This window comes from Brevundimonas sp. (genome assembly GCF_035998205.1).
Lineage (GTDB): Bacteria > Pseudomonadota > Alphaproteobacteria > Caulobacterales > Caulobacteraceae > Brevundimonas.
In genome coordinates this window covers 612,550-631,903 of sequence record NZ_DASYHT010000004.1, presented here as the reverse complement: position 1 = coordinate 631,903, position 19,354 = coordinate 612,550, and the positions used below count along the sequence as shown (strand labels likewise).

The window sequence follows — 19,354 nt, the reverse complement described above, 5'->3', positions numbered from 1 at the left end:
CAGAGGCCTGCACAGCCCGGGGTCCCGCGCCATAGTCCTCCGCCGCTGTGCGACGGCGCCCTCGACCCTCGGGTCAAGCCCGAGGGTGACGGGGTGTTGAGGAGACGCCCGCCTACCCGCCGCCCCCGCTCCACGGCCGGTCCCCTCGCAGATCGGCGACCCTGAGCGCGCGCCAGCCGTCCGGGGTGCGCCACAGCTCCACCGCGCCGCCGCGCGCCCAGTCCCCGCCGTCCAGCACCAGACGACCGTCGCAGGCCGGCGGCAAGGCTGGGACGACGGCCCGCACCGCGACCACCTCCGCCACCGCGCACAGCGCCGACAGGCGTTCCGGCGCCGGCGCCCGCCGCGCCCATGATACCGCCAGCGGGCCGCCATCAACCGGTAGGCAGCTGGTGCGGTCGCAGCGCCAGTCGGCCGGATCCCGCGGCCTCACCTCCAGCCCCCGCCGCCGGCTCCAGACATCGACGGCGAAGCTGCCCGCCGTCCCGCGCGCCAGCATCGCCTGTCCGTCCGCGACGATCGCCGCGGCCCCCACCTGCTCGCCGATCCACAGGTCGGGCGTCGGGGCGCGCGGCCAAAGCAGGACGGCGCAGGCCAGCGGCAGCCCGGCCCAGCGCAGCGGCCCGCGCGTCAGGCAGATGACCAGCACCCCGAGGAAGGCGATCGGCAGGGCCGCGGTCGGCGCGCTGGGAATGGTCACGACCGCGCCGGGCAGACCGGCGATCCAGGCGCCGACCGCCAGCATGGCGTCGATGCCGACGCCCGCCACCCACAGGAAGGGCGCGCCGAGCCCCAGCGGCTCGAACACCGCCCCCAGCGCCAGCATCGGCATGATCAGGAAATCCGACAGGGGCGCGACGATCAGATTGGCCAGCAGGCCGAACATGGCGGTGCGGTTGAAGTGCTGCATGGCGAAGGGGCCGGTCGCCGCCCCGGCGACGAGACTGGCCAGCAGGGCGATGACCAGCCAGCTGCCGGCCCGCTGGACGACCGCGATCGGCCAGGGCACCGAGATCTCCGCCGTCCGCCGCGGCCAGGCCTCGGCGAGGGCGACGAGGGCGGCGGTGGCCGCGAACGACATCTGGAAGCCCGGGGTGACGATGGCCTCGGGCTGCAGCGCCAGCACGGCCACAGCGGCGACGGCCAGGGCGTGCATGCTGATCGCCTGCCGGTCCAGCAGGATGGCGAGGAAGGCGATCGAAGCGGTGATGGCCGCCCGCTCCGCCGGCGGGGGCGCGCCCGACACCACCAGATAGGTCCCGACCGCCGCGAGGCCGAACAGGGCCGCAGCCTTCTTGCCGTTGATGCGCAGGGCCAGCGGCGGACAGGCCGCGATCAGCAACCGGGCGAGGAAGAAGGAAAAGCCGCCGACGACCGCCATGTGCAGACCGGAGATCGACAGGATGTGGGCGAGGCCCGAGACCCGCATGGTCTCGACCTCCGCCGGGGCCAGCCAGGTCTCGTGGCCCGTCACCATGGCGGCGGCGACCCCGCCCGCCGGCAGCCCGACCCGGGCCACGATCCGTTCCGCCAGGGCGTAGCGCTGGGCGTTGATCCAGAGCGACAGCCGCAGGCGCGCGCCGGGCGGCGGCAAGGCGATGTCGCGCGGCGGGGTCAGGGCGAAGGCCACCCCGCCAAGGCTCTGGAACCAGGCGACCCGCCCGAAGTCATAGGCGCCCGGGCTGGCCGGCCCCGGCGGCGGATTGAGCAGGGCGGTCACGGCGATCGCCGCCCCCGGCCGCGGGGGCTGGCCGCGCAGGGTCAGCCGCACCCGCACCGGCGTGGCCTCTGGTGACAGGCCGGAAACGCGCACCGGGGCCAGCAGCACACGCGCCGCGCCACTGGCGCCCGGGCCGTCGACGTCGACCACCCAGCCCTCGATCCGGACCGGACCGTCCGGGGCCGGCGCGACCGGCGCGGCGACCCGGGCGCTGCGCCCGTCGGCCAGCGCCAGCCCGGCGGCGAAGGCGGCCGCCAGCAGCAGCGGCAGGGTCACGCCCCGCGTCGCCCCCCGGCAGCGCACCAGACCCCACCCGCCGAGCAGAAGGACGGCGCCGAGCATCAGCGGCCAGCCCGGCGGCTCCACCGGCAGGGCGAACCAGGTCGCCGCCCCGCCGCCCAGCGCTACCGGGGTCCACAGGCGCCAGCGATCCGCCTGCCGCGCCAGCTGGTCGCCCAGCCAGCCCGGGACGCGGCGCAGCAGGCGGGACGCGAGGCTGGGCGCCGGCCCGTCGGGGGGTATAAGGGCCGCCCGGGCCGCTGAGGGCCCGTTGCTTCCGGACGCCATGACCTCCCCCGTCGTCACCCGCTTCGCCCCGTCTCCCACCGGCTATCTGCACATAGGCGGCGCAAGAACGGCGTTATTCAACTATCTTTACGCGAAGGGCTGCGGCGGGCGCTTCCTGCTGCGCATCGAGGACACGGATCGCGAGCGCTCCACCGAGGCCGCGGTGAAGGCCATCTTCGACGGCATGGACTGGCTGGGCCTGGCGGCGGATGAGCCGCCGGTGTTCCAGTTCAGTCGGGCCGATCGCCATCGGGAGGTCGTGGCCGAGCTGCTGGCGCGCGGGGCAGCCTACCGCGACTATCTCTCGGCCGAGGAGACCGGCGCCCTGCGCGATGCGGCGCGGGCCGAGGGCCGGCCGTTCGAGTCGCCCTGGCGCGACCGGGACCCGTCCGAGGGCGACCCTGCCCAGCCGCACACCGTCCGCTTCCGCCGCCCGCTCGACACGCCGGTGATCGTCGCCGACGCCGTGCAGGGTGACGTGCGCTGGGAAAGCAGCGCGCTCGACGACCTGGTGCTGCTGCGCTCGGACGGGGCCCCGACCTACAATCTGGCCGTGGTGGTCGATGACCACGACATGGGCGTCACCCACGTGATCCGCGGCGACGACCACCTCAACAACGCCGCCCGTCAATCATTGATCTATGACGCCCTCGGCTGGGCCCGGCCGGTCTTCGCCCACATTCCGCTGATCCACGGGCCGGACGGTGCCAAGCTGTCCAAGCGCCACGGGGCCCAGGCGGTCCATGAGTACGCCGAGATGGGCTATCTGCCCGAAGCCATGCGCAACTACCTCGCCCGGCTCGGCTGGGCCCATGGCGACGCCGAGCTGTTCAGCGACGCCGAAGCCCAGGCTTGGTTCGACCTCACCGGCATCGGCAAGGCGCCGGCGCGGCTGGACTTCGACAAGCTGGCCCACGTCAACGCGCACTGGCTGCGTCAGGCCGACGACGCCCGTCTCGTGACCCTGACGCTGGAGGCCCTGACCCGCGCCGGTCAGCCGGCGGACGGCCCCGTCGCAGACCGGCTGGCCGCCACCCTTCCCCTGATCAAGGACCGCGCCCGCACCGTGCTGGATCTGGCCGAACAGAGCGCCTTCGCCCGCGCCGTGCGTCCGCTCGCGCTCGGCGACAAGGCGAAGGGCCAGCTGGCCGGCGAGGCCCGCGACCGGCTGTCGCGTCTCGTTCCCGTGCTGGCGGGCCAGGACGACTGGACCCCGACGGCGCTCGACGCCGCCCTCAAGGCCTTTGCAGAGGCCGAGGGCGTCGGCTTCGGCAAGGTCGGCCCGGTGCTGCGCGCCGCCCTGACCGGCGGCCTGCCCTCGCCCGATCTGGGCAAGACCCTGTCCGCATTGGGGCGGGAAGAGTCGCTCGGGCGCTTGGATGATGCGTTGCAACAGACTAAGTGATCGCCATCAACACAGACGAGCGACGTCCGGTCGCCGCCATTTCAGACCCGGAACCTCTCAGGGGGCCAGATGACTGACCAGACCAAAACCGCCGGCTCGGCGACCCTCTCCTACGCCGGCAAGACGGTGGACCTGCCGGTGTTGTCCGGCACAACCGGTCCGGACGTCATCGACATCCGCAAGCTCTACGGCGCCACCGAGGCCTTCACCTACGACCCGGGCTTCACCTCGACGGCGGCCTGTGAGTCGGGCCTGACCTTCATCGACGGCGACAAGGGCACGCTGCTGCACCGCGGCTACCCGATCGACCAGCTGGCCAAGCACTCCAACTTCGTCGAGGTCTGCCACCTGCTGCTGCGCGGCGAGCTGCCCTCGGCCGGCGAGTACGCCGAGTTCGAGCGCAGCATCACCATGCACACCATGCTGCATTCGCAGTTCGACCGCTTCTTCGAGGGCTTCCGCCGCGACGCCCACCCGATGGCCATCATGGTCGGCACGGTCGGGGCCCTGTCGGCCTTCTACCACGACAGCCTGGACATCCATGACCCGGTCCAGCGCAACATCTCGGCCATCCGCCTGATCGCCAAGATGCCGACCATCGCCGCCCGCGCCTTCAAGTACTCGGTCGGCCAGCCGTTCATCCATCCGAAGAACGACCTGAACTACGCCGAGAACTTCCTGCGCATGTGCTTCGCCGTGCCGGCTGAGGAGTATGAGGTGAACCCGGTCCTGGCCCGCGCCATGGACCGCATCTTCATCCTGCACGCCGACCACGAGCAGAACGCCTCGACCTCGACGGTGCGTCTGGCCGGGTCGTCGGGGGCCAATCCGTTCGCCTGTATCGCCGCCGGCATCGCCTGCCTGTGGGGCCCCTCGCACGGAGGCGCCAACGAGGAGGCGCTGAACATGCTGAAGGAGATCGGCACGCCGGAGAAGATTCCGGAGTTCATCGCCGGGGTGAAGGACCGCAAGTACAAGCTCATGGGCTTCGGCCACCGGGTCTACAAGAACTACGACCCGCGGGCGAAGGTCATGCAGGAGAGCGCCAACGAGGTGCTGGCCGCGGTCGGCGACCCGAACGATCCTCTGTTCCAGGTCGCCAAGGAGCTGGAGCAGGTCGCGCTGAACGACGAGTACTTCATCGAGCGCAAGCTCTATCCGAACGTCGACTTCTATTCGGGCATCACCCTGTCGGCGATGGGCTTCCCGACCACCATGTTCACCGTGCTGTTCGCCCTCGCCCGCACCGTGGGCTGGATCGCCCAGTGGCAGGAGATGATGGCCGACCCGTCGCAGAAGATCGGCCGCCCGCGCCAGCTCTACACGGGCCCGACCCAGCGCGACTACGTGCCGGTCGAGCGCCGCGGCTGAGCCGCCCGCCTCACGACCAAACAAAAAACGCCGGGGTCCACGACCCCGGCGTTTTCATGTCCGGCTTGCGCCGAAGCGTTTCGGGCGTCTCAGGCGCCTTCGACGACCAGCTTGCCGGCCGATTCCTTGCCGGTGCGACGGTCGCGCTCCAGCTCGTACGAGACGCGCTGGTTTTCATTCAGGCTGCGCAGGCCAACGGCCTCCAGGGCGGTGATGTGGACGAACACGTCCTTGCCGCCGTCTTCCGGCTGGATGAAGCCGTAGCCCTTGGTCGGGTTGAACCACTTAACGATTCCAGTCGCCATTTCAGATCTCCACATGGCGTTCGCCGCCGGGACGACCCCGGACGACGTGTCGGTTCTGAATGGATCGGCCGGAAAACTCGTGCGTGCGCAGAGAGAACGGGGCGTTACGCACAGAGATCGACGTGGCCCCTATAGGCGGGTCGCCTCCGGAAAGCAAACGCTGCGTTCAACCGCGGCGCGCGGCCAGCACATCGAGCACGGCGTCCGCCGCCAGTTCGGACGGGTCCGCGCCGCCCCGCCCCATCAGCGAAAGCGCCTCGGTCTGGTCCTGCGCCTGCTGCGCGGCGGCGGCCGGATCGTCCAGCAGCCGGCCGACAGCCCCCGCGAGGGCCTCGGGCGTCGCCGCATCCTGGATGAACTCCGGGGCGATACGGCGATCCGCGGCGATGTTGAACAGGGTCACATGCCGCGCCGTCACAAAATGCTTCATGATCCGGTAGCCCAGCGGATCGATGCGGTAGGCAATGACCATCGGCGCGCCGGCCAGGGCCAGCTCGGTCGAGACGGTGCCGGAGGTGGCCAGCGCCGCGTCGGCCAGCCGCATGGCCGCGTACTTGCGGTCCTCATCGACCAGATGCACCCGGAACGGCCAGGCGGCGACCCGCGTGCGGACGCTCTCGGCCACCGGCCCGGCCGCGGCGAGAATGACCTCGAGGTCGGGACGCCCCTCGCGCAGCCGGGCGACCGCCTGTTCGTACACAGGGGTCATCCGCGTGATCTCGGCCGGGCGGCTGCCGGGCAGCACCAGCAGAACGCGCGCCTCCGGGGCGAGGCCCAGCTCGGCGCGCAAGGCCTCCGGGTCGGCCCCGTCGAGATCGACATGCAGCGCCTGGGACCCGACGACCGTGGTCTTCAGGCCTTCCCGCTCGAACCACGGCGCATCGAAGGCGTAGAGCGCCAGCAGATGATCCACCGCCCTCGCCAGCGTCTTCGCCCGCACCGGGCGGGAGGCCCACACCTGCGGGCCGACGTACTTGATCAGCGGCGTCTGCGGCGAGGCCGCGCGGATGGCCTTGGCCACCCGGATGGTGAAGCCCCAGCTGTCGATCAGCACGACCACGTCCGGCTTTTCGCGGGCGGCCAGCGCCGCCGTCTCGGCCACCCGCCGCTTGACGCGGCCATAGGCCTTGAGGCCCTCGATCCAGCCAAGGATCGACAGCTCGGCGATGTCGAACGGGCTCTCAACCCCCTCGGCGGCCATACGCGCGCCGCCGGTCCCGACGAAGCGAACGTCTTTCCCCAGCCGCCGCTTCAGGGCCGCCGCCAGCCCGGCCCCGAGCGCATCCCCGGAGGCCTCGGCAGCGACCAGCATGACGGTCAGGGGTCCGCTCATCGGTCCTCGCCCCAGACGAACAGGCCCAGCCGGTCCGCGGCGGCCACCATGCCCTCGCGGTCGATCAGGATCAGCTGCCCCGCCACGCCTCCGACCCCGGCGAGGCCGGCGGCGGCGGCCAGCTCGACGGTGCGCACGCCCATCACCGGCATGTCGACGCGGAGGTCCTGGATCGGCTTGGGGGCCTTCCCCAGAGCGCCCTTGCGGGCGCCGGCCGCGCCGCGCAGGTCGGCCGGCAGCCCCGCCGTTCGCTGCAGCATGGCGTCGGTGCCCTCCTGGGCCTCGACCGCCAGCACGAGGCCGTCGACCACGACCGCGCCCTGCCCGATGTCCAGTTCCCCGGCCTTTTCCGCGACATGCAGCGCCTTCTTCAGGTCAGCCAGCTGCTCCGGCGTCGGCGTCACCCGGCCCAGCGCGCCCGCCGGCAGAGTCTCCCCGCCCAGCAGGTCGTCGGCGCCCTCGATGGCGTAGCCCTCGGCCTCGAAGATCGACAGGATCTTGCGCAGCAGGGCGTCGTCGCCCTTCGTCGCCGCCGCCACGATGCCGGGGAGAAGGGTGGCGCCCTTGAGGTCCGGCTTGAGGCTGCGGAAGTCCGGGCGGGCGACGATGCCGGCGAAGCAGACGGCGCCGCAGCCCTCACGCTTCAGGGCCGCCAGGATCCCCCCGATCTCGGCCATGCCCAGATCGACGCCCGGCCAGCGCGCCAGATGCGGATCGGCGAACCCCTTCAGCCGGATGACGAACAGGCTCCGGCCTTCGTCGTCGCAGCGCGCCGCGATGCGCAGGGGCAGGTCACCGCCCCCGGCGATCAGGCCCAGGCGAGGCGCGCCCGCGCTCATTCGCCCGGCAGGCAGAGCGGCCGGCGGGCATCCTCGCGGATGAAGGCGATGATCTCGCCGATCTCCGGCAGGTCGCCATAGGCCGCGGCCGTGCGGTCGATGCGGTCGGCGAACACGCCCTCGCCCTCGAACAGGTCCCGGTAGGCGGCCAGCAGGCGGCGGATGGCGTCCTTGCCGTAGCCCTTGCGCTTGAGGCCGACGAGGTTGAGCCCGTGCAGGCGCGCGTGATTGCCCCAGGCCGAGCCGTACGGGATGACGTCCCGGGTGACGGCGGCGAGGCCGCCGACGATGGCGCCCTGCCCCACCCGGCCGTTCTGGTGCACGGCGCACAGGCCGCCGAGGAAGACCCGGTCGCCGACCTGGGCGTGGCCGCCGAGGGTGGCGTTGTTGGCCATGACCACGTTGTCGCCGACGATCGCGTCATGCCCCACGTGAGCGCCCGTCATGAACAGGTTGTTCGCGCCCACGCGGGTCACGCCCGATCCCTGCGGCGTGCCGCGGTTGAAGGTGGCATGCTCGCGGATGACGTTGTTGGCGCCGATCTCGAGGCGGACCGGCTCGCCCTTGTAGCCATTGTGCTGCGGGTCGCCGCCGATCACGGCGAAGGGATGGATGACCGTGCCCTCGCCGACCGAGGTGTCCTGCTGGACCACCACATGGCTCACCAGGTGAACGCCGGCGGCCAGCTGCACCCCGGGCCCGACGATGCACCAGGGGCCGATCTCGACATCCGCCGCCAGCTCGGCGCGGGCGTCGACCTGGGCGCTGGGATGAATGGCCATGCTCAGCTCACCGGCGCCTCGACGGTCACGGCCATGGCCATGAACTCGGCCTCGGCCGCCAGCTTGCCGTCGATGAAGGTCTCGCCGCGGAACTTGTAGGCGTCGCCACGCGCCTTGATCACCTGAACCGCCATGCGCAGCTGATCGCCGGGCCGGGCCGGCTTGCGGAAGCGCACGCCGTCGATCGACATGAACATGATGACCTTGTCGGCCACGGCCACGTCCAGCGACTTGGACATCAGCAGCGCGCCCGTCTGCGCCATGGCCTCGACGATCAGCACGCCCGGCATGACCGGGTCGATCGGGAAATGGCCCGGGAAGAAGGGCTCGTTGTGGGTGACGTTCTTGATGCCGGTGATCGAGGTGGCCGGCACGAAGTCCTCGGCCCGGTCGACCAGCAGGAAGGGATACCGGTGCGGCAGCCGCCGCATCACCTCGGCGTAGTCGATCCTGCCCGTGTCCTCAGCCATGCCCGTCGGTCCCGCTGCGAGTCTTTCCCTGCGCCTGTTTGGCCAGCCAGACGGCTTCACGCAAGGATTGTCGCAGGGGCTTGGCCGGATAGCCGGACCAGGTCTCGCCGGCCGGAACATCGGCCAGCACGCCGGCTCCCCCGGCGATCCGCGCCCCCGCCCCGATGGTAATGTGATCGCCGACCCCGGCCCGGCCGCCGAACATCACGCCGTCGCCGACGATCACGGAGCCGGAGATGCCCGTGTGGGCGGCCATCAGGCAGAAGCGGCCGATGCGGCAGTTATGGCCGATCTGGACCATGTTATCGATCTTGGTGCCCTCGCCGATGACCGTGTCGTCATAGGCTCCACGATCGATGCAGCTGTTGGCCCCGAGCGTGACCCCGTCCTGCAGGACGACCCGCCCCAGCTGCGGCACGTCCATGGGGCCGGCGGGCGACGGCGCGGCCCCGAAGCCGGCCTCGCCGATGCGGGCGCCGGACAGCAGCGTCACCCGATCGCCGATCAGGGCGCAGAAGACGCTGACATGGGCGCCGATGCGGGCGTCGCGGCCGATCTGAACCCCCGGCCCGATCACGGTTCCCGGTCCGATCACGCTGCCGCGACCGATCCGGGCGCCCTGCCCGAGAAAGACGCCGGGCGCGATCCGGACGCTGTCGTCCTCGCACGCCTCGGCCGGCAGGGCGGGATCGAGCGCCGGCAGGGGCTGAAACAGTCGGCCGGCGGCGCGCGCCCACAGGGCCTGCGGGTAACGGCTGATGATCAAAGCGGCGCCGGGGGGCGCGCGGTCGACCATCTCGGCCGCGACTACGACGGCCGAGGCCCGGGTAGCCTCCAGCCGGGGCGCGAGCCGGTGGTCCGACAGGAAGGCTAGGTCCCCCGGTCCGGCCGCATCGAGCGGCGCGACCCCGGTCAGCGACGTCTCGCCGCCGCGCACGACCTCGCCCCAGTCCGCCGCCGCTGCAGCGACCGTCAGGGGCTGGCCCTGGTCGAAGAAGCGGCGGTCGGGCATGCGGGCCTTACTGGGCCTGGACGTCGGCCGGAACCGCGAGGCGGTTGAAGCTCAGCGTCGGCAGGGCGGCATTGAGGCGCTGGATGACCACATCCGAGATGTCCATCGCCGGGTTCATGACGTAGACGCTCTCGCGGTCCAGCAGCAGGCCGCAGCCGCGCTCCTGGTAGACGGCGACGATGATGGGGTCGACGGCCTGGGCAATGGCCTGCAGCTGCACCGCACGGGTGTAGCGCAGCTCCGCATCGCGGGTCTGCTCCAGCTGCTGGGCTTCCTGCAGGCGCTGCTGCAGGGCCTGGCGGCGCTGCTGCATCTCGGCCGCCGGGATGGTGGCCTGGCCCTGGGCGAGGGTCTGGGCCTCGGTCTCGATCGAGGCGGCGTAGGGCTGGAGCTCGCCGCGCACTTCCTCGAACAGGCGCTGCATGCCGGCGTTCAGAGCCTGGCCGGCCGTGGACTGACCGACCACACGCTCGTTGTGGTAGACGCACACGCCCGGAATCACCGGGCCGGGGTTGGCGGGACCGGCGGTCTGGGCCGAGGCGGCCCCGGCGGCGAGGGTGGTGAGCGCCGCGAGGGCGAGAGCGAGGGTCGTCTTCATGTTACATGTCCGGCTTGGCCGGTTCCCTTAGAACTGGGTCGAGGTCGAGAAGCGGAAGGTTTCCGACTCGTCGTAGTCTTCGCTCGACAGGATCTTGCTGAGGTCGAAGCGGATCGGGCCCATCGGCGAACGCCAGTGGATGCTGACGCCGGCGGAGGCGCGCAGCGAGGTGTCGTCGACGATATTGGCGTCGCGCACGCCGTTGCTGTTCACCGTGTAACGGTCATCCAGCCCCCCGAGCGTGCCGACGTCGGCGAACAGGGAGGTGCGGATGCCGTACTGTTCCGGCAGGCCATTCGGCACGGTCAGCTCGGCTGTGCCGACCACGTAGTAGTTGCCGCCCAGGGCGTCGTTGGTGGCCAGGTCGCGCGGGCCGATGCCAGCGGTCTCGAAGCCGCGGAAGCTGTTGCCGCCCTTGAAGAAGCGGTCGTTGATCCGCACCGCGTCGCCGTTCCAGCCCGACACATAACCGGCCGAGCCCTGCAGGCTGACGACCCACGACGGGGTGATGCCCCAGTACCAGGCGCCTTCGACCTCGGTCTTGATGTAGTTCACATCGCCGCCGATGCCGGCGAAATCCTGCCGCAGGCTGGTGGTCCAGCCGCGGGTCGGACGGATCGGGTCGTTCCGCTGGTCGACGAACAGGGTGTAGCCGGCCGAGGAGTTGAGCGACGCGCCGACCTGCTCGCACAGGGCCCGCGAGCCCTGGCCGTTGCAGTAGCCGCGCGGGACGATGATCTCGTCGTCGCGCAGGAAGTAGCGGGCGCTGAACAGGGTGTAGCGATTGAGCGGATAGGAGATCCGCAGACCGCCGCCGGTCGAGCGGTAGTCGAACGACGACTCCTGCTGGAAGTCATAGCGCGAGTGGAACAGGTCCCAGCCGGCGCGCAGGTTGCGGCCGAGGAAGCGCGGTTCGGTGAAACGGAAATCGATCTGCTGGCGCAGCGAGCCCCACTCGACGCGCGCTACGACGTTCTGGCCGCGGCCGCGGAAGTTGCGCTCCGAGATGCCGAGGTTGACGACGAAGGAGTCGACCGAGCTGAAACCGGCCCCGACCGACAGTTCGCCGGTCGGCTGCTCCGTGACATTCACATTGAGCACGCTGCGGTCCGGCGCCGAGCCGCGGGCCTCCTCGATCTCGACCTCCTCGAAGAAGCCGAGGGCGCGCAGGTTGTTGCGCGACAGGTCCATCAGGCGGCGGTTGAAGGCGTCGCCCTCGACCAGCAGCAGTTCCCGGCGCACGACCGGATCGACGGTGCGGGTGTTGCCCACCACATTGATGCGCTCGACGTAGACACGCTCGCCTTCGGTGACATTGAAGACCACGTCGACCGTGTCGGTCTCCGGATTGGCGCGATAGGTCGGGTTGATCTCGACGAAGGCGTAGCCGGCCGAGCCGGCCGCGAAGGTCAGGGCGTCGACCGCGTTCTCGATGCGGTCGCTCTCGTACAGGTCGCCGCTGCGGATCGGCACGAGCGCGCGCAGGAAGTCCTCGTTCAGCCGGTCGCTGGTCGTCTCGACGGTGATTTCGCCGAAGTTGTAGCGATCGCCCTCCTCGACGGTCAGGGTGATGCCGAAGGAGTCATTGTCCGGCGACAGCTCGGCCACCGCCGAGAGGATGCGGAAGTCGTAGTAGCCGCGGTTGGTGTAGAACTTGCGCAGCTGCTCCCGGTCGTAGTCGAGCCGGTTCGGGTCGTAGTTGTCGTTCGACGAGAAGAACTGCCACCAGCGCGAGGTCTTGGTGACCATCACCTCGCGCAGGTCGCCGTCCGAGAAGGCCTCGTTGCCGATGAAGGTGACCTGGCGGACGCCGGTCTGGGGGCCTTCGTCGATCTCGAACACCACATCGACGCGGTTCTGCTCCAGCTGCACCAGCTTGGGCGTGACCGAGGCCGAGATGCGGCCCTGCAGACGGTAGAGCTCGACGATGCTCTGCACATCCTCCTGCACCCGGGCGCGGGTGAAGATGCCGCGCGGCTGCAGCGTGACTTCCTCGCGCAGCTTGTCCTCACGGACCGCGCTGTTCCCCTCGAACACCACCTGGTTGATGATCGGGTTCTCGACGATGTCGATGATCAGGTCGCCGTTCGGCTGCACGCCCATCTGGACGTCGGCGAACAGGTCGGTGCGATAAAGGGTGCGGACCGCCACATCGAGCGTCAGCGGGTCGACGACGTCGCCCGGCTGGATCGGCAGGTAGGACAGCACCGTCGACGGATCGATGCGCTGGTTGCCGCGCACGAAGATGCGGTTGACGCGCGCCTGCTGCGCGGCCTGGGCCGGCGCGGGACCGGTCGCAGCGCCATCCTGGGGCGCCGGGGCGGCCTGCTCCGGAGCCGGGCCGGCGGCGGCCACCAGGGCGGCGACGCTGACGTAGGCGCCCAGACGGAGCGCAGCGCGGGAACGGGTTCGGGTCATGCGGTCTACCATCGGGGGCTGGCGTCGGCTCAACTGGCGAGCCCGCCGAGGAAACGGAACAGATCGAGCTTTTGCAGATCGTTCCAGGTGGCGAACAACATCAAAGCCGCGACCAAGGCAAGCCCGACGCGGTAGCCGGCCTCCTGGACAGCAGCGGCGACGGGCTTTCCGGCCACAGCTTCATAGCCGTAAAACACGAGGTGTCCGCCATCGAGAACGGGGATCGGCATCAGATTGATGAAGCCGATTCCGATCGAGAGGATGGCGGCGAACTGGACCAGGGTCAGCAGCACATTCAGGGCGGTGAAGACCGGGTCCGGATTGGCGCTGACCGCGCGATCGGTCAGCGCGCCCGAGGCCTTGGCGATGCCCAGCGGGCCGCTCAGCTGGTCGCCGCTCTCGCGGCCGGTCAGCAAGCGGCCGAGATAGTGCAGGGTCGTCCCGATCACATCGCCGACCTCCTGCACCCCCCGGCCAACGGCGGCGATGGGGTCATAGCGGACAAACCGCGTCTCGCCGGGCAGCGAGCCCAGCTGCAGCCCGATGCGCCCGACAGTGACGCGGCCGGCGATCGGGTCCTGCTCGACCGAGCGGGCGGGAGTGGCGATCAGCTCGACCGGCTGCCCGTCGCGCTCGACCCGGAAGGTCAGGGCCTCGCCGGCGTTGAGGCTGACGATGCGGATCATCTCGTTGGCGTCCTCGATGCGCCGCCCGTCGATGGCCACCACGAGGTCGCCGGTCTCGAACCCGGCCGCGGCGGCTGCGCCGTCCGGGGCCACGCCGGCGACCCGCGGCGGGTTCACCTGGACGCCCAGGGCGCTGAACAGAACGGCGAAAATCAGCACCGCCAGAACGAAGTTGGCGAAGGGGCCCGCGGCCACGATCAGGGCGCGCTGCCAGACGGGCTTGAAGTGGAAGTAGTCGCTGACGGCCCCCTCGCCCTCGTCCCGCGCGATCCGCTCGCGCAGCTCATCGAGGCCCTTGCGGTCCGGAACGCTGGAGGCGTCGAGGTCGCCGGCGAACTTGACGTAGCCGCCGAGCGGCAGCCAGGCGAGGCGCCACTCGATCCCGTGACGGTCATGCCGGCTCAGGATGGCGCGGCCGAAGCCGATGGAAAACCGCTCGACCTTCACGCCGAAAGCGCGGGCGGTCCAGAAATGGCCGAGTTCGTGGATGGTGACGATGACCGTCAGCACCAGCAGGAACGGCACAACGTAGATCAGGACCTGTCCCAGGACGTCCAACATGCGCGCCGATCAACTCCCGTCCGTCAGGCCGCAGCCGCCATCGCATCGATGACGACCCCGGCGGTCTCCCGGGCGACAGCATCGATCCGAAGCGCCGCCTCGCAGGCATCCACAGCGCTGCACTCCACCCCTGCGCCGCACACCCGTTGCAGGGTTTGATCGACGACTGCGGCAATATTGAGAAAGGCCAGACGGCGGTCAAGGAAGGCGCGCGCCGCCGCCTCATTGGCGGCATTGAACACGGCCGGGGCGGCGCCGCCGGCCTGCAGCGCCTGCCGGGCGAGCGCGAGGGCCGGGAAGCGCTCGAGGTCCGGCGCCTCGAAGGTCAGGCGGCCCAGCCGCGCGAGGTCGAGCTTCGGCGCATCCCACGCCGCCCGCCCCGGCCAGGCCAGGGCGCAGGCGATCGGCGTCTTCATGTCCGGCGGCCCCATCTGGGCCAGTGTCGAGCCGTCGATCATCTCGACCATGCTGTGAATGATCGACTCGGGATGGACCACCACGTCGATCCGGTCAGCCGGCAGGTCGAAGAGATAGGCCGCCTCGATCATCTCGAGACCCTTGTTGGCCATGGTGGCGCTGTCGACCGAGATCTTGGCTCCCATGCTCCAGTTCGGGTGCGCCACCGCCTGTTCGGGCGTCACCGCCGCCATCTGCGCCAGCGTGGCGCTCCGGAACGGCCCCCCGGACGCTGTCAGGATGACTTTCGACACGGTGTCGGGCCGGTCGTGCGGGAACACCTGGAAGATCGCCGAGTGCTCGGAATCGACCGGGATCAGCCGTCCGCCGGCCCTCTCGACCCGGGCGCGCAGGGCCGGGCCGCAGCAGACGAGGCTTTCCTTGTTGGCCAGCGCCAGCGTCGCGCCGGTCGCCGCCGCGGCCCAGGCCGAACGCAGGCCGGCGGCGCCGACGATCGCGGCCATGACCAGATCGGCGGGGCGCACCGCGGCGTCGACCAGCGCCTCCGGCCCGGCCGCCACCTCGACCGGCTCTCCCGCGAGGGCGTCGCGCAGATCCTGCAGGCGCGCGGGGTCGGCCGTCACCACGAGGCGCGGACGCCAGCGGCGCGCCTGTTCGGCCAGCCGGGCGATGTTGCCCGCCCCGGTCAGGGCCTCGACCTCGAAGGGCTCCCCACCCGCCGCCTCGATGGCCGCCATCACCTCCAGCGTGGACACGCCGACGGAGCCGGTGGCGCCGAGAACGGAAACGCGACGCACGGAACTCATCCGACCTGGCCCAGCTCGATCAGGAAGCGCCCGGCGGCAATGACGACGATGGCGAACATCAGCCCGTCGACCCGGTCAAGCAGCCCGCCATGCCCCGGAATGATGTCGCCGGCGTCCTTGACCCCGAAGCGCCGCTTCAGCGCGGACTCCCACAGATCGCCCGCCATGGCCGCAGCCCCGCCCGCGAGGCCCAGCAGCGCGCCGATCACGACGCTGTCCGTGCCCTGCTCGGGCAGGGCCGTCATGAGCGCCCCGGCAAGGGTGCCGGCCGCCAGCCCGCCGAGGAAGCCCGACCAGGTCTTGTTCGGCGAGAAGCGCGGCCAGAGCTTCGGCCCCCGCAGCAGGGAGCCGGTCAGGAAGGCGGCGATGTCCGCCGACCAGGTCACGGCGAACGTCAGGGTGACCCAGTAGAAGCCCTCGGCGCTGGCTCCGTCGCGCAGCCACAGGAACAGCACCGCCGGCCAGCCGATATAGAGCACGCCATAGGCGGCATCCGTGCGCGAACGCCCCAGCCGCCAGGCGAACAGGGCCGCCAGCCCCGCCCCCGCCACCAGCGCGATCAGTCCCTCGGACAGACCGAAGGCATGGGTCGCGGCGACCGCCGCAAGCAGCGCGACCGCCACGGCGGCGAGGATGCCGCGCCACGCCGAGGGCGCGCTCATGCGCGACCATTCGGAGGCCAGCAGCACGCAGACCAGAGCAATGACAGCCGCGGTCCAGAGGCCGCCGAGCCAGACCGCGAAGACGGCCACGGGGGCCATCACGAGGGCGGAGACGGCGCGCGGGCCTATGTCGCCGATCCGCCCCGGCATCAACCGGCCGCCAGCACGGGCTGCGCCGGACGTCCGCCAAACCGCCTCTGGCGGCGGCGATACTCGGCCACGGCCGCCGCAAGCGGCTCCGCGCCATAGTCCGGCCAGAGCACGTCCTGAAACACCAGCTCGGCGTAGGCTGCTTCCCAGAGCAAGAAGTTCGACAGGCGCTGTTCGCCCGAGGTGCGCACGATCAGATCCAGCGGCGGGGCCCCGGCGCCGGAAAGGCCGGCCGCCAGGTCGTCCTCGACCACCTCGAAGCGTCCCTCGCGCGCGGCGCGGTCGACCAGGGCCTGGGCCGCGTCGACGAGGTCGGCCTGGCCGCCATAGTTGAACGCCACCTGCAGACGGAAACGGTCGTTGTGCGCGGTGCGCTGCTCCGCGCGCGCGACGATCTCGGCGATGTCGGCCGGCAGACCCGCGCGACGCCCGAGGATACGGACCTGGACGCCCTCGCGGGCCAGACGCTCGAGGTCGCTGGCCACATAGGCCCGCACCAGCCCCATGAGGTCCGAGACCTCCTCGGCCGGCCGACGCCAGTTCTCGGTCGAGAACCCGAACACCGTCAGGCAGCGAATGCCGAAGTCCGGGGCCGCCTGCACCGTCCGCTTCAGAGCCTGGACGCCCTCGCGGTGCCCCAGCGCGCGGGGCGCACCCCGACGCTCGGCCCAGCGGCCGTTGCCGTCCATGATGATGGCGACGTGGGCGGGCCCGTCGGGGCCACCCGCGTCGGGGGCGTCGGTCATCGCGTGCATTCCCGGGCGCTCAGGTCCGTCAGACCTGCATGATCTCGGCTTCCTTGACCTTCAGCGCCTCGTCAATGCGCTTCACGGCGGCGTCGGTGTCCTTCTGGACCTCGGCCTCCATCTTCTTCTGCTCGTCCTGGCTGATGTCGCCGGCCTTTTCAGCCTTCTTCAGCTCGTCGTTGGCGTCGCGGCGCACGTTGCGCACGGCCACCTTCTGCTGCTCGGCGTACTTGGACGCCAGCTTGACCAGGTCCTTGCGGCGCTCCTCGGTCAGCGGCGGAATCGGGATGCGCAGGGTCTGGCCATCGACGACCGGGTTGAGGCCGAGCCCGGCCGAGCGAATGGCCTTCTCGACCGAGACCACCATGCCCTTGTCCCAGACGCTGACCGAGATCATGCGCGGCTCGGGCACGCTGATGGCGGCCACGGCGGTGAGGGGCGAGGTCGAGCCATAGGCCTCGACCATCACCGGCTCCAGCAGGCCGGCGTTGGCCCGGCCGGTGCGCAGACCGGCGAACTCCTCCTTGAGCGCCGAAACCGCCTTGTCCATGCGGTCGCGATAGGTCTTCAGGTCGGGCTTGGCCATGAGCGTATCTCTTGTGTCGTCGTGGTCAGGTGGCGGCGGGATCGGGACGTATCAGGCGGGCCGGGGGTTGCGGATCACCGTGAAGGCGCCCTCGCCCCGCAGCGTCCGGCGGAACGATCCCTTTTCGCGAATCGAGAACACCACAATCGGAATGCCCGAGTCACGCATCAGGGCGACAGCGGACGCATCCATGACCTTCAGGTCGCGCGCCAGCACGTCGTGGTAGGTGAGCTCGTCGTACCGCGTGGCGGTCGGGTCCTTTTTCGGGTCGGCGGTATAGACGCCGTCCACGCTGGTGCCCTTCAGCAGGGCGTCGCAGCCCATTTCCGCGGCGCGCAAGGCTGCGCCGGAGTCGGTGGTGAAGAACGGCGCGCCCACGCCGGCGGCGAAGATCACGACCCGGCCCTTCTCGAGGTGGCGCAGGGCGCGGCGGCGCACATAGGGCTCGGCCACGGCGTTCATGACGAGGGCGCTCTGCACCCGCGTCTGAACGCCGATCTTCTCCAGCGCCGCCTGCATGGCGAGGGCGTTCATGACCGTGGCCAGCATGCCCATGTAGTCGGCCGAGGCGCGGTCCATGTCGCCCGCCGCCTTGCTCAGGCCGCGGAAGATGTTGCCGCCGCCGATGACGAGGCAGATCTCGACGCCCTCGCGAGCGACCTCGGCGACCGCATGGGCGACCTCGGCGACCGTCTGCATGTCGATGCCGTAGCCCTGGTCCCCCATCAGGACCTCGCCGGACACCTTCAGCAGGACGCGCTTGTATCGGAACTCGCTGGGCGCGTCGGGCATGGGTCTTCCATCTTGCAGGCGGTGCCGCCGGAATCGGCGTGGGTCTTATAGACGAAGGGCGCGCCCGGCTTCAAAGCCCGGCGCGCCCTCATTGATCCACGAGAAGGGAGATCAGCCCTTGGTCATCGAGGCGACTTCCGCCGCGAAGTCCGGGCCGTCGACCTTCTCGACGCCCTCGCCGAGCGCCATGCGCACGAAGCCGGCCAGCTTCAGGTTGGCGCTGCCGAGGCTCTTGGCCGTGTCGGCCACCAGCTGCTCGATGGTCTGGTCCGGGTTCATGACGAACGGCTGCTTGGACAGGACCACGTCCTTCTGGAACTTGGCGATCTGACCGTCGACGATCTTCTCGATCATGTTCTCGGGACGGCCTTCTTCCTTGGCCTTCTCGATCAGCACGGCGCGTTCGCGCTCGATCGCCGCCGGGTCGAGGTCGTCGGTGTTGAGCGACAGCGGAGCCGTGGCGGCGACGTGCATGGCGATCTTGCGTCCGAGCTCGCGCAGCTGGGTCTGGTCGCCCTCGCCTTCCAGCGCCACCAGCACGCCGATGCGGCCCAGCGACGGGGCCACGGCGTTGTGGACGTAGGAGGCGACGACGCCTTCGCTCACCGACAGGCGGGCGGCGCGGCGCAGCTGCATGTTTTCGCCAACGGTGGCGATCAGGTTGGTCACCTCATCCTGAACGGTCTTGCCATTCTCCAGCTCGGCGCCGTGCAGGCCTTCGAGGTGGTGATGCTCAAGGCCCAGCTGCGCAAACTGCCTCGCGGCGTTCTGGAACAGCTCGTTGCGGGCGACGAAGTCGGTCTCGGCGTTGAACTCGATCGCGGCGCCGATCTCACCCTTCCCGTCCTGACGGGTGGCGACCGCAACGAGGCCTTCGGCGGCGACGCGGTCGGCCTTCTTGGCGGCCTTGGACAGGCCCTTGGCGCGCAGCCAGTCGATCGAGGCCTGCAGGTCGCCGTTGTTCTCGGCCAGCGCCTTCTTGCAGTCCATCATGCCGACGCCGGTCTTTTCACGCAGCTCCTTGACGAGCGCGGCGGTGATCTCGGCCATTGTGTCTCTCCTGGATTGGGTCTCGTAGCGGAACGGCCGGGCCCGGAGGCCTGGCCGTGAAAGGGTCGGTCGGTGTTC

At 70.7% G+C, this 19,354-nt stretch carries 18 protein-coding genes; 2 read left to right on the top strand and 16 right to left on the bottom strand.

What is annotated here, in order from left to right; all coding sequences use genetic code 11:
* Window positions 1–112: 112 nt before the first annotated feature.
* Window positions 113–2,287 carry a ComEC/Rec2 family competence protein gene (locus VGN74_RS05955; RefSeq protein WP_327446439.1) on the bottom strand — a complete coding sequence of 725 codons (2,175 nt, stop codon included), beginning with the start codon at window positions 2,285–2,287 and terminating at the stop codon, window positions 113–115.
* On the opposite strand from VGN74_RS05955, the gene gltX reads away from it, so the two are divergent.
* Window positions 2,286–3,692 carry a glutamate--tRNA ligase gene (gltX, locus tag VGN74_RS05950; RefSeq protein WP_327446438.1) on the top strand — a complete coding sequence of 469 codons (1,407 nt, stop codon included), beginning with the start codon at window positions 2,286–2,288 and terminating at the stop codon, window positions 3,690–3,692. The genes VGN74_RS05955 and gltX overlap by 2 nt on opposite strands.
* Window positions 3,693–3,761: 69 nt before the next feature.
* A complete protein-coding gene (gene gltA, locus VGN74_RS05945; RefSeq protein WP_327446437.1) occupies window positions 3,762–5,063 on the top strand; it encodes a citrate synthase in 1,302 nt (433 codons plus the stop codon).
* Window positions 5,064–5,152: 89 nt separating this feature from the next.
* Here the strand turns inward: gltA and VGN74_RS05940 are convergent, their stop codons facing one another.
* From VGN74_RS05940 to tsf, 15 genes are all read right to left on the bottom strand, one after another.
* A complete protein-coding gene (locus tag VGN74_RS05940; RefSeq protein ID WP_291119962.1) occupies window positions 5,153–5,368 on the bottom strand; it encodes a cold-shock protein in 216 nt (71 codons plus the stop codon).
* 166 nt (window positions 5,369–5,534) lie between these two features.
* Window positions 5,535–6,701 carry a lipid-A-disaccharide synthase gene (gene lpxB, locus VGN74_RS05935; RefSeq protein WP_327446436.1) on the bottom strand — a complete coding sequence of 389 codons (1,167 nt, stop codon included), beginning with the start codon at window positions 6,699–6,701 and terminating at the stop codon, window positions 5,535–5,537.
* Complete coding sequence (gene lpxI, locus VGN74_RS05930; protein ID WP_327446435.1) at window positions 6,698–7,540, bottom strand: UDP-2,3-diacylglucosamine diphosphatase; 843 nt, start codon at window positions 7,538–7,540, stop codon at window positions 6,698–6,700. Before lpxI ends, lpxB begins: the two co-directional genes overlap by 4 nt.
* Window positions 7,537–8,322: an acyl-ACP--UDP-N-acetylglucosamine O-acyltransferase gene (lpxA, locus tag VGN74_RS05925; protein WP_327446434.1), complete on the bottom strand. Its 786-nt coding sequence runs from the start codon at window positions 8,320–8,322 to the stop codon at window positions 7,537–7,539. Before lpxA ends, lpxI begins: the two co-directional genes overlap by 4 nt.
* A gap of 2 nt (window positions 8,323–8,324) precedes the next feature.
* Entirely contained in the window at window positions 8,325–8,792 is a 468-nt protein-coding gene (gene fabZ, locus VGN74_RS05920; protein ID WP_327446433.1) for a 3-hydroxyacyl-ACP dehydratase FabZ, read from the bottom strand.
* Complete coding sequence (lpxD, locus tag VGN74_RS05915) at window positions 8,785–9,804, bottom strand: UDP-3-O-(3-hydroxymyristoyl)glucosamine N-acyltransferase (RefSeq protein WP_327446432.1); 1,020 nt, start codon at window positions 9,802–9,804, stop codon at window positions 8,785–8,787. Before lpxD ends, fabZ begins: the two co-directional genes overlap by 8 nt.
* Window positions 9,805–9,811: 7 nt before the next feature.
* Window positions 9,812–10,402: an OmpH family outer membrane protein gene (locus VGN74_RS05910; protein WP_327446431.1), complete on the bottom strand. Its 591-nt coding sequence runs from the start codon at window positions 10,400–10,402 to the stop codon at window positions 9,812–9,814.
* 27 nt (window positions 10,403–10,429) lie between these two features.
* The gene (gene bamA / locus VGN74_RS05905) at window positions 10,430–12,820 is read right to left on the bottom strand and encodes an outer membrane protein assembly factor BamA (protein WP_327446430.1); all 2,391 of its coding nucleotides are present in this window, start codon (window positions 12,818–12,820) and stop codon (window positions 10,430–10,432) included.
* Window positions 12,821–12,849: 29 nt separating this feature from the next.
* Window positions 12,850–14,067, bottom strand: coding sequence for an RIP metalloprotease (locus VGN74_RS05900; RefSeq protein WP_327446429.1), 1,218 nt, complete (start codon window positions 14,065–14,067; stop codon window positions 12,850–12,852).
* A 23-nt stretch (window positions 14,068–14,090) separates the two neighbouring features.
* Entirely contained in the window at window positions 14,091–15,290 is a 1,200-nt protein-coding gene (gene dxr, locus VGN74_RS05895) for a 1-deoxy-D-xylulose-5-phosphate reductoisomerase (RefSeq protein WP_327446428.1), read from the bottom strand.
* Complete coding sequence (locus VGN74_RS05890) at window positions 15,287–16,102, bottom strand: phosphatidate cytidylyltransferase (RefSeq protein WP_327446427.1); 816 nt, start codon at window positions 16,100–16,102, stop codon at window positions 15,287–15,289. The genes dxr and VGN74_RS05890 overlap by 4 nt, the downstream gene beginning before the upstream one ends.
* The gene (uppS, locus tag VGN74_RS05885; protein ID WP_414643527.1) at window positions 16,102–16,857 is read right to left on the bottom strand and encodes a polyprenyl diphosphate synthase; all 756 of its coding nucleotides are present in this window, start codon (window positions 16,855–16,857) and stop codon (window positions 16,102–16,104) included. Before uppS ends, VGN74_RS05890 begins: the two co-directional genes overlap by 1 nt.
* Window positions 16,858–16,876: 19 nt before the next feature.
* Window positions 16,877–17,434, bottom strand: a complete 558-nt coding sequence (gene frr, locus VGN74_RS05880) for a ribosome recycling factor (RefSeq protein ID WP_327446425.1) — start codon at window positions 17,432–17,434, stop codon at window positions 16,877–16,879.
* Between the two features lie 51 nt (window positions 17,435–17,485).
* Entirely contained in the window at window positions 17,486–18,226 is a 741-nt protein-coding gene (gene pyrH / locus VGN74_RS05875; RefSeq protein ID WP_327446424.1) for a UMP kinase, read from the bottom strand.
* Window positions 18,227–18,337: 111 nt separating this feature from the next.
* The gene (gene tsf, locus VGN74_RS05870) at window positions 18,338–19,276 is read right to left on the bottom strand and encodes a translation elongation factor Ts (protein ID WP_327446423.1); all 939 of its coding nucleotides are present in this window, start codon (window positions 19,274–19,276) and stop codon (window positions 18,338–18,340) included.
* Window positions 19,277–19,354: the final 78 nt, after the last annotated feature.

Excerpts from the sequence above, each read along its gene's own strand:
- gltX (WP_327446438.1), top strand. The coding sequence starts at position 2,286 with ATGACCTCCCCCGTCGTCACCCGCTTCGCCCCGTCTCCCACCGGCTAT.
- VGN74_RS05955 (WP_327446439.1), bottom strand. The coding sequence starts at position 2,287 with ATGGCGTCCGGAAGCAACGGGCCCTCAGCGGCCCGGGCGGCCCTTATA.
- gltA (WP_327446437.1), top strand. The coding sequence starts at position 3,762 with ATGACTGACCAGACCAAAACCGCCGGCTCGGCGACCCTCTCCTACGCC.
- VGN74_RS05940 (WP_291119962.1), bottom strand. The coding sequence starts at position 5,368 with ATGGCGACTGGAATCGTTAAGTGGTTCAACCCGACCAAGGGCTACGGC.
- lpxB (WP_327446436.1), bottom strand. The coding sequence starts at position 6,701 with ATGAGCGGACCCCTGACCGTCATGCTGGTCGCTGCCGAGGCCTCCGGG.
- lpxI (WP_327446435.1), bottom strand. The coding sequence starts at position 7,540 with ATGAGCGCGGGCGCGCCTCGCCTGGGCCTGATCGCCGGGGGCGGTGAC.
- lpxA (WP_327446434.1), bottom strand. The coding sequence starts at position 8,322 with ATGGCCATTCATCCCAGCGCCCAGGTCGACGCCCGCGCCGAGCTGGCG.
- fabZ (WP_327446433.1), bottom strand. The coding sequence starts at position 8,792 with ATGGCTGAGGACACGGGCAGGATCGACTACGCCGAGGTGATGCGGCGG.
- lpxD (WP_327446432.1), bottom strand. The coding sequence starts at position 9,804 with ATGCCCGACCGCCGCTTCTTCGACCAGGGCCAGCCCCTGACGGTCGCT.
- VGN74_RS05910 (WP_327446431.1), bottom strand. The coding sequence starts at position 10,402 with ATGAAGACGACCCTCGCTCTCGCCCTCGCGGCGCTCACCACCCTCGCC.
- bamA (WP_327446430.1), bottom strand. The coding sequence starts at position 12,820 with ATGACCCGAACCCGTTCCCGCGCTGCGCTCCGTCTGGGCGCCTACGTC.
- VGN74_RS05900 (WP_327446429.1), bottom strand. The coding sequence starts at position 14,067 with ATGTTGGACGTCCTGGGACAGGTCCTGATCTACGTTGTGCCGTTCCTG.
- dxr (WP_327446428.1), bottom strand. The coding sequence starts at position 15,290 with ATGAGTTCCGTGCGTCGCGTTTCCGTTCTCGGCGCCACCGGCTCCGTC.
- VGN74_RS05890 (WP_327446427.1), bottom strand. The coding sequence starts at position 16,102 with ATGCCGGGGCGGATCGGCGACATAGGCCCGCGCGCCGTCTCCGCCCTC.
- uppS (WP_414643527.1), bottom strand. The coding sequence starts at position 16,857 with ATGCACGCGATGACCGACGCCCCCGACGCGGGTGGCCCCGACGGGCCC.
- frr (WP_327446425.1), bottom strand. The coding sequence starts at position 17,434 with ATGGCCAAGCCCGACCTGAAGACCTATCGCGACCGCATGGACAAGGCG.
- pyrH (WP_327446424.1), bottom strand. The coding sequence starts at position 18,226 with ATGCCCGACGCGCCCAGCGAGTTCCGATACAAGCGCGTCCTGCTGAAG.
- tsf (WP_327446423.1), bottom strand. The coding sequence starts at position 19,276 with ATGGCCGAGATCACCGCCGCGCTCGTCAAGGAGCTGCGTGAAAAGACC.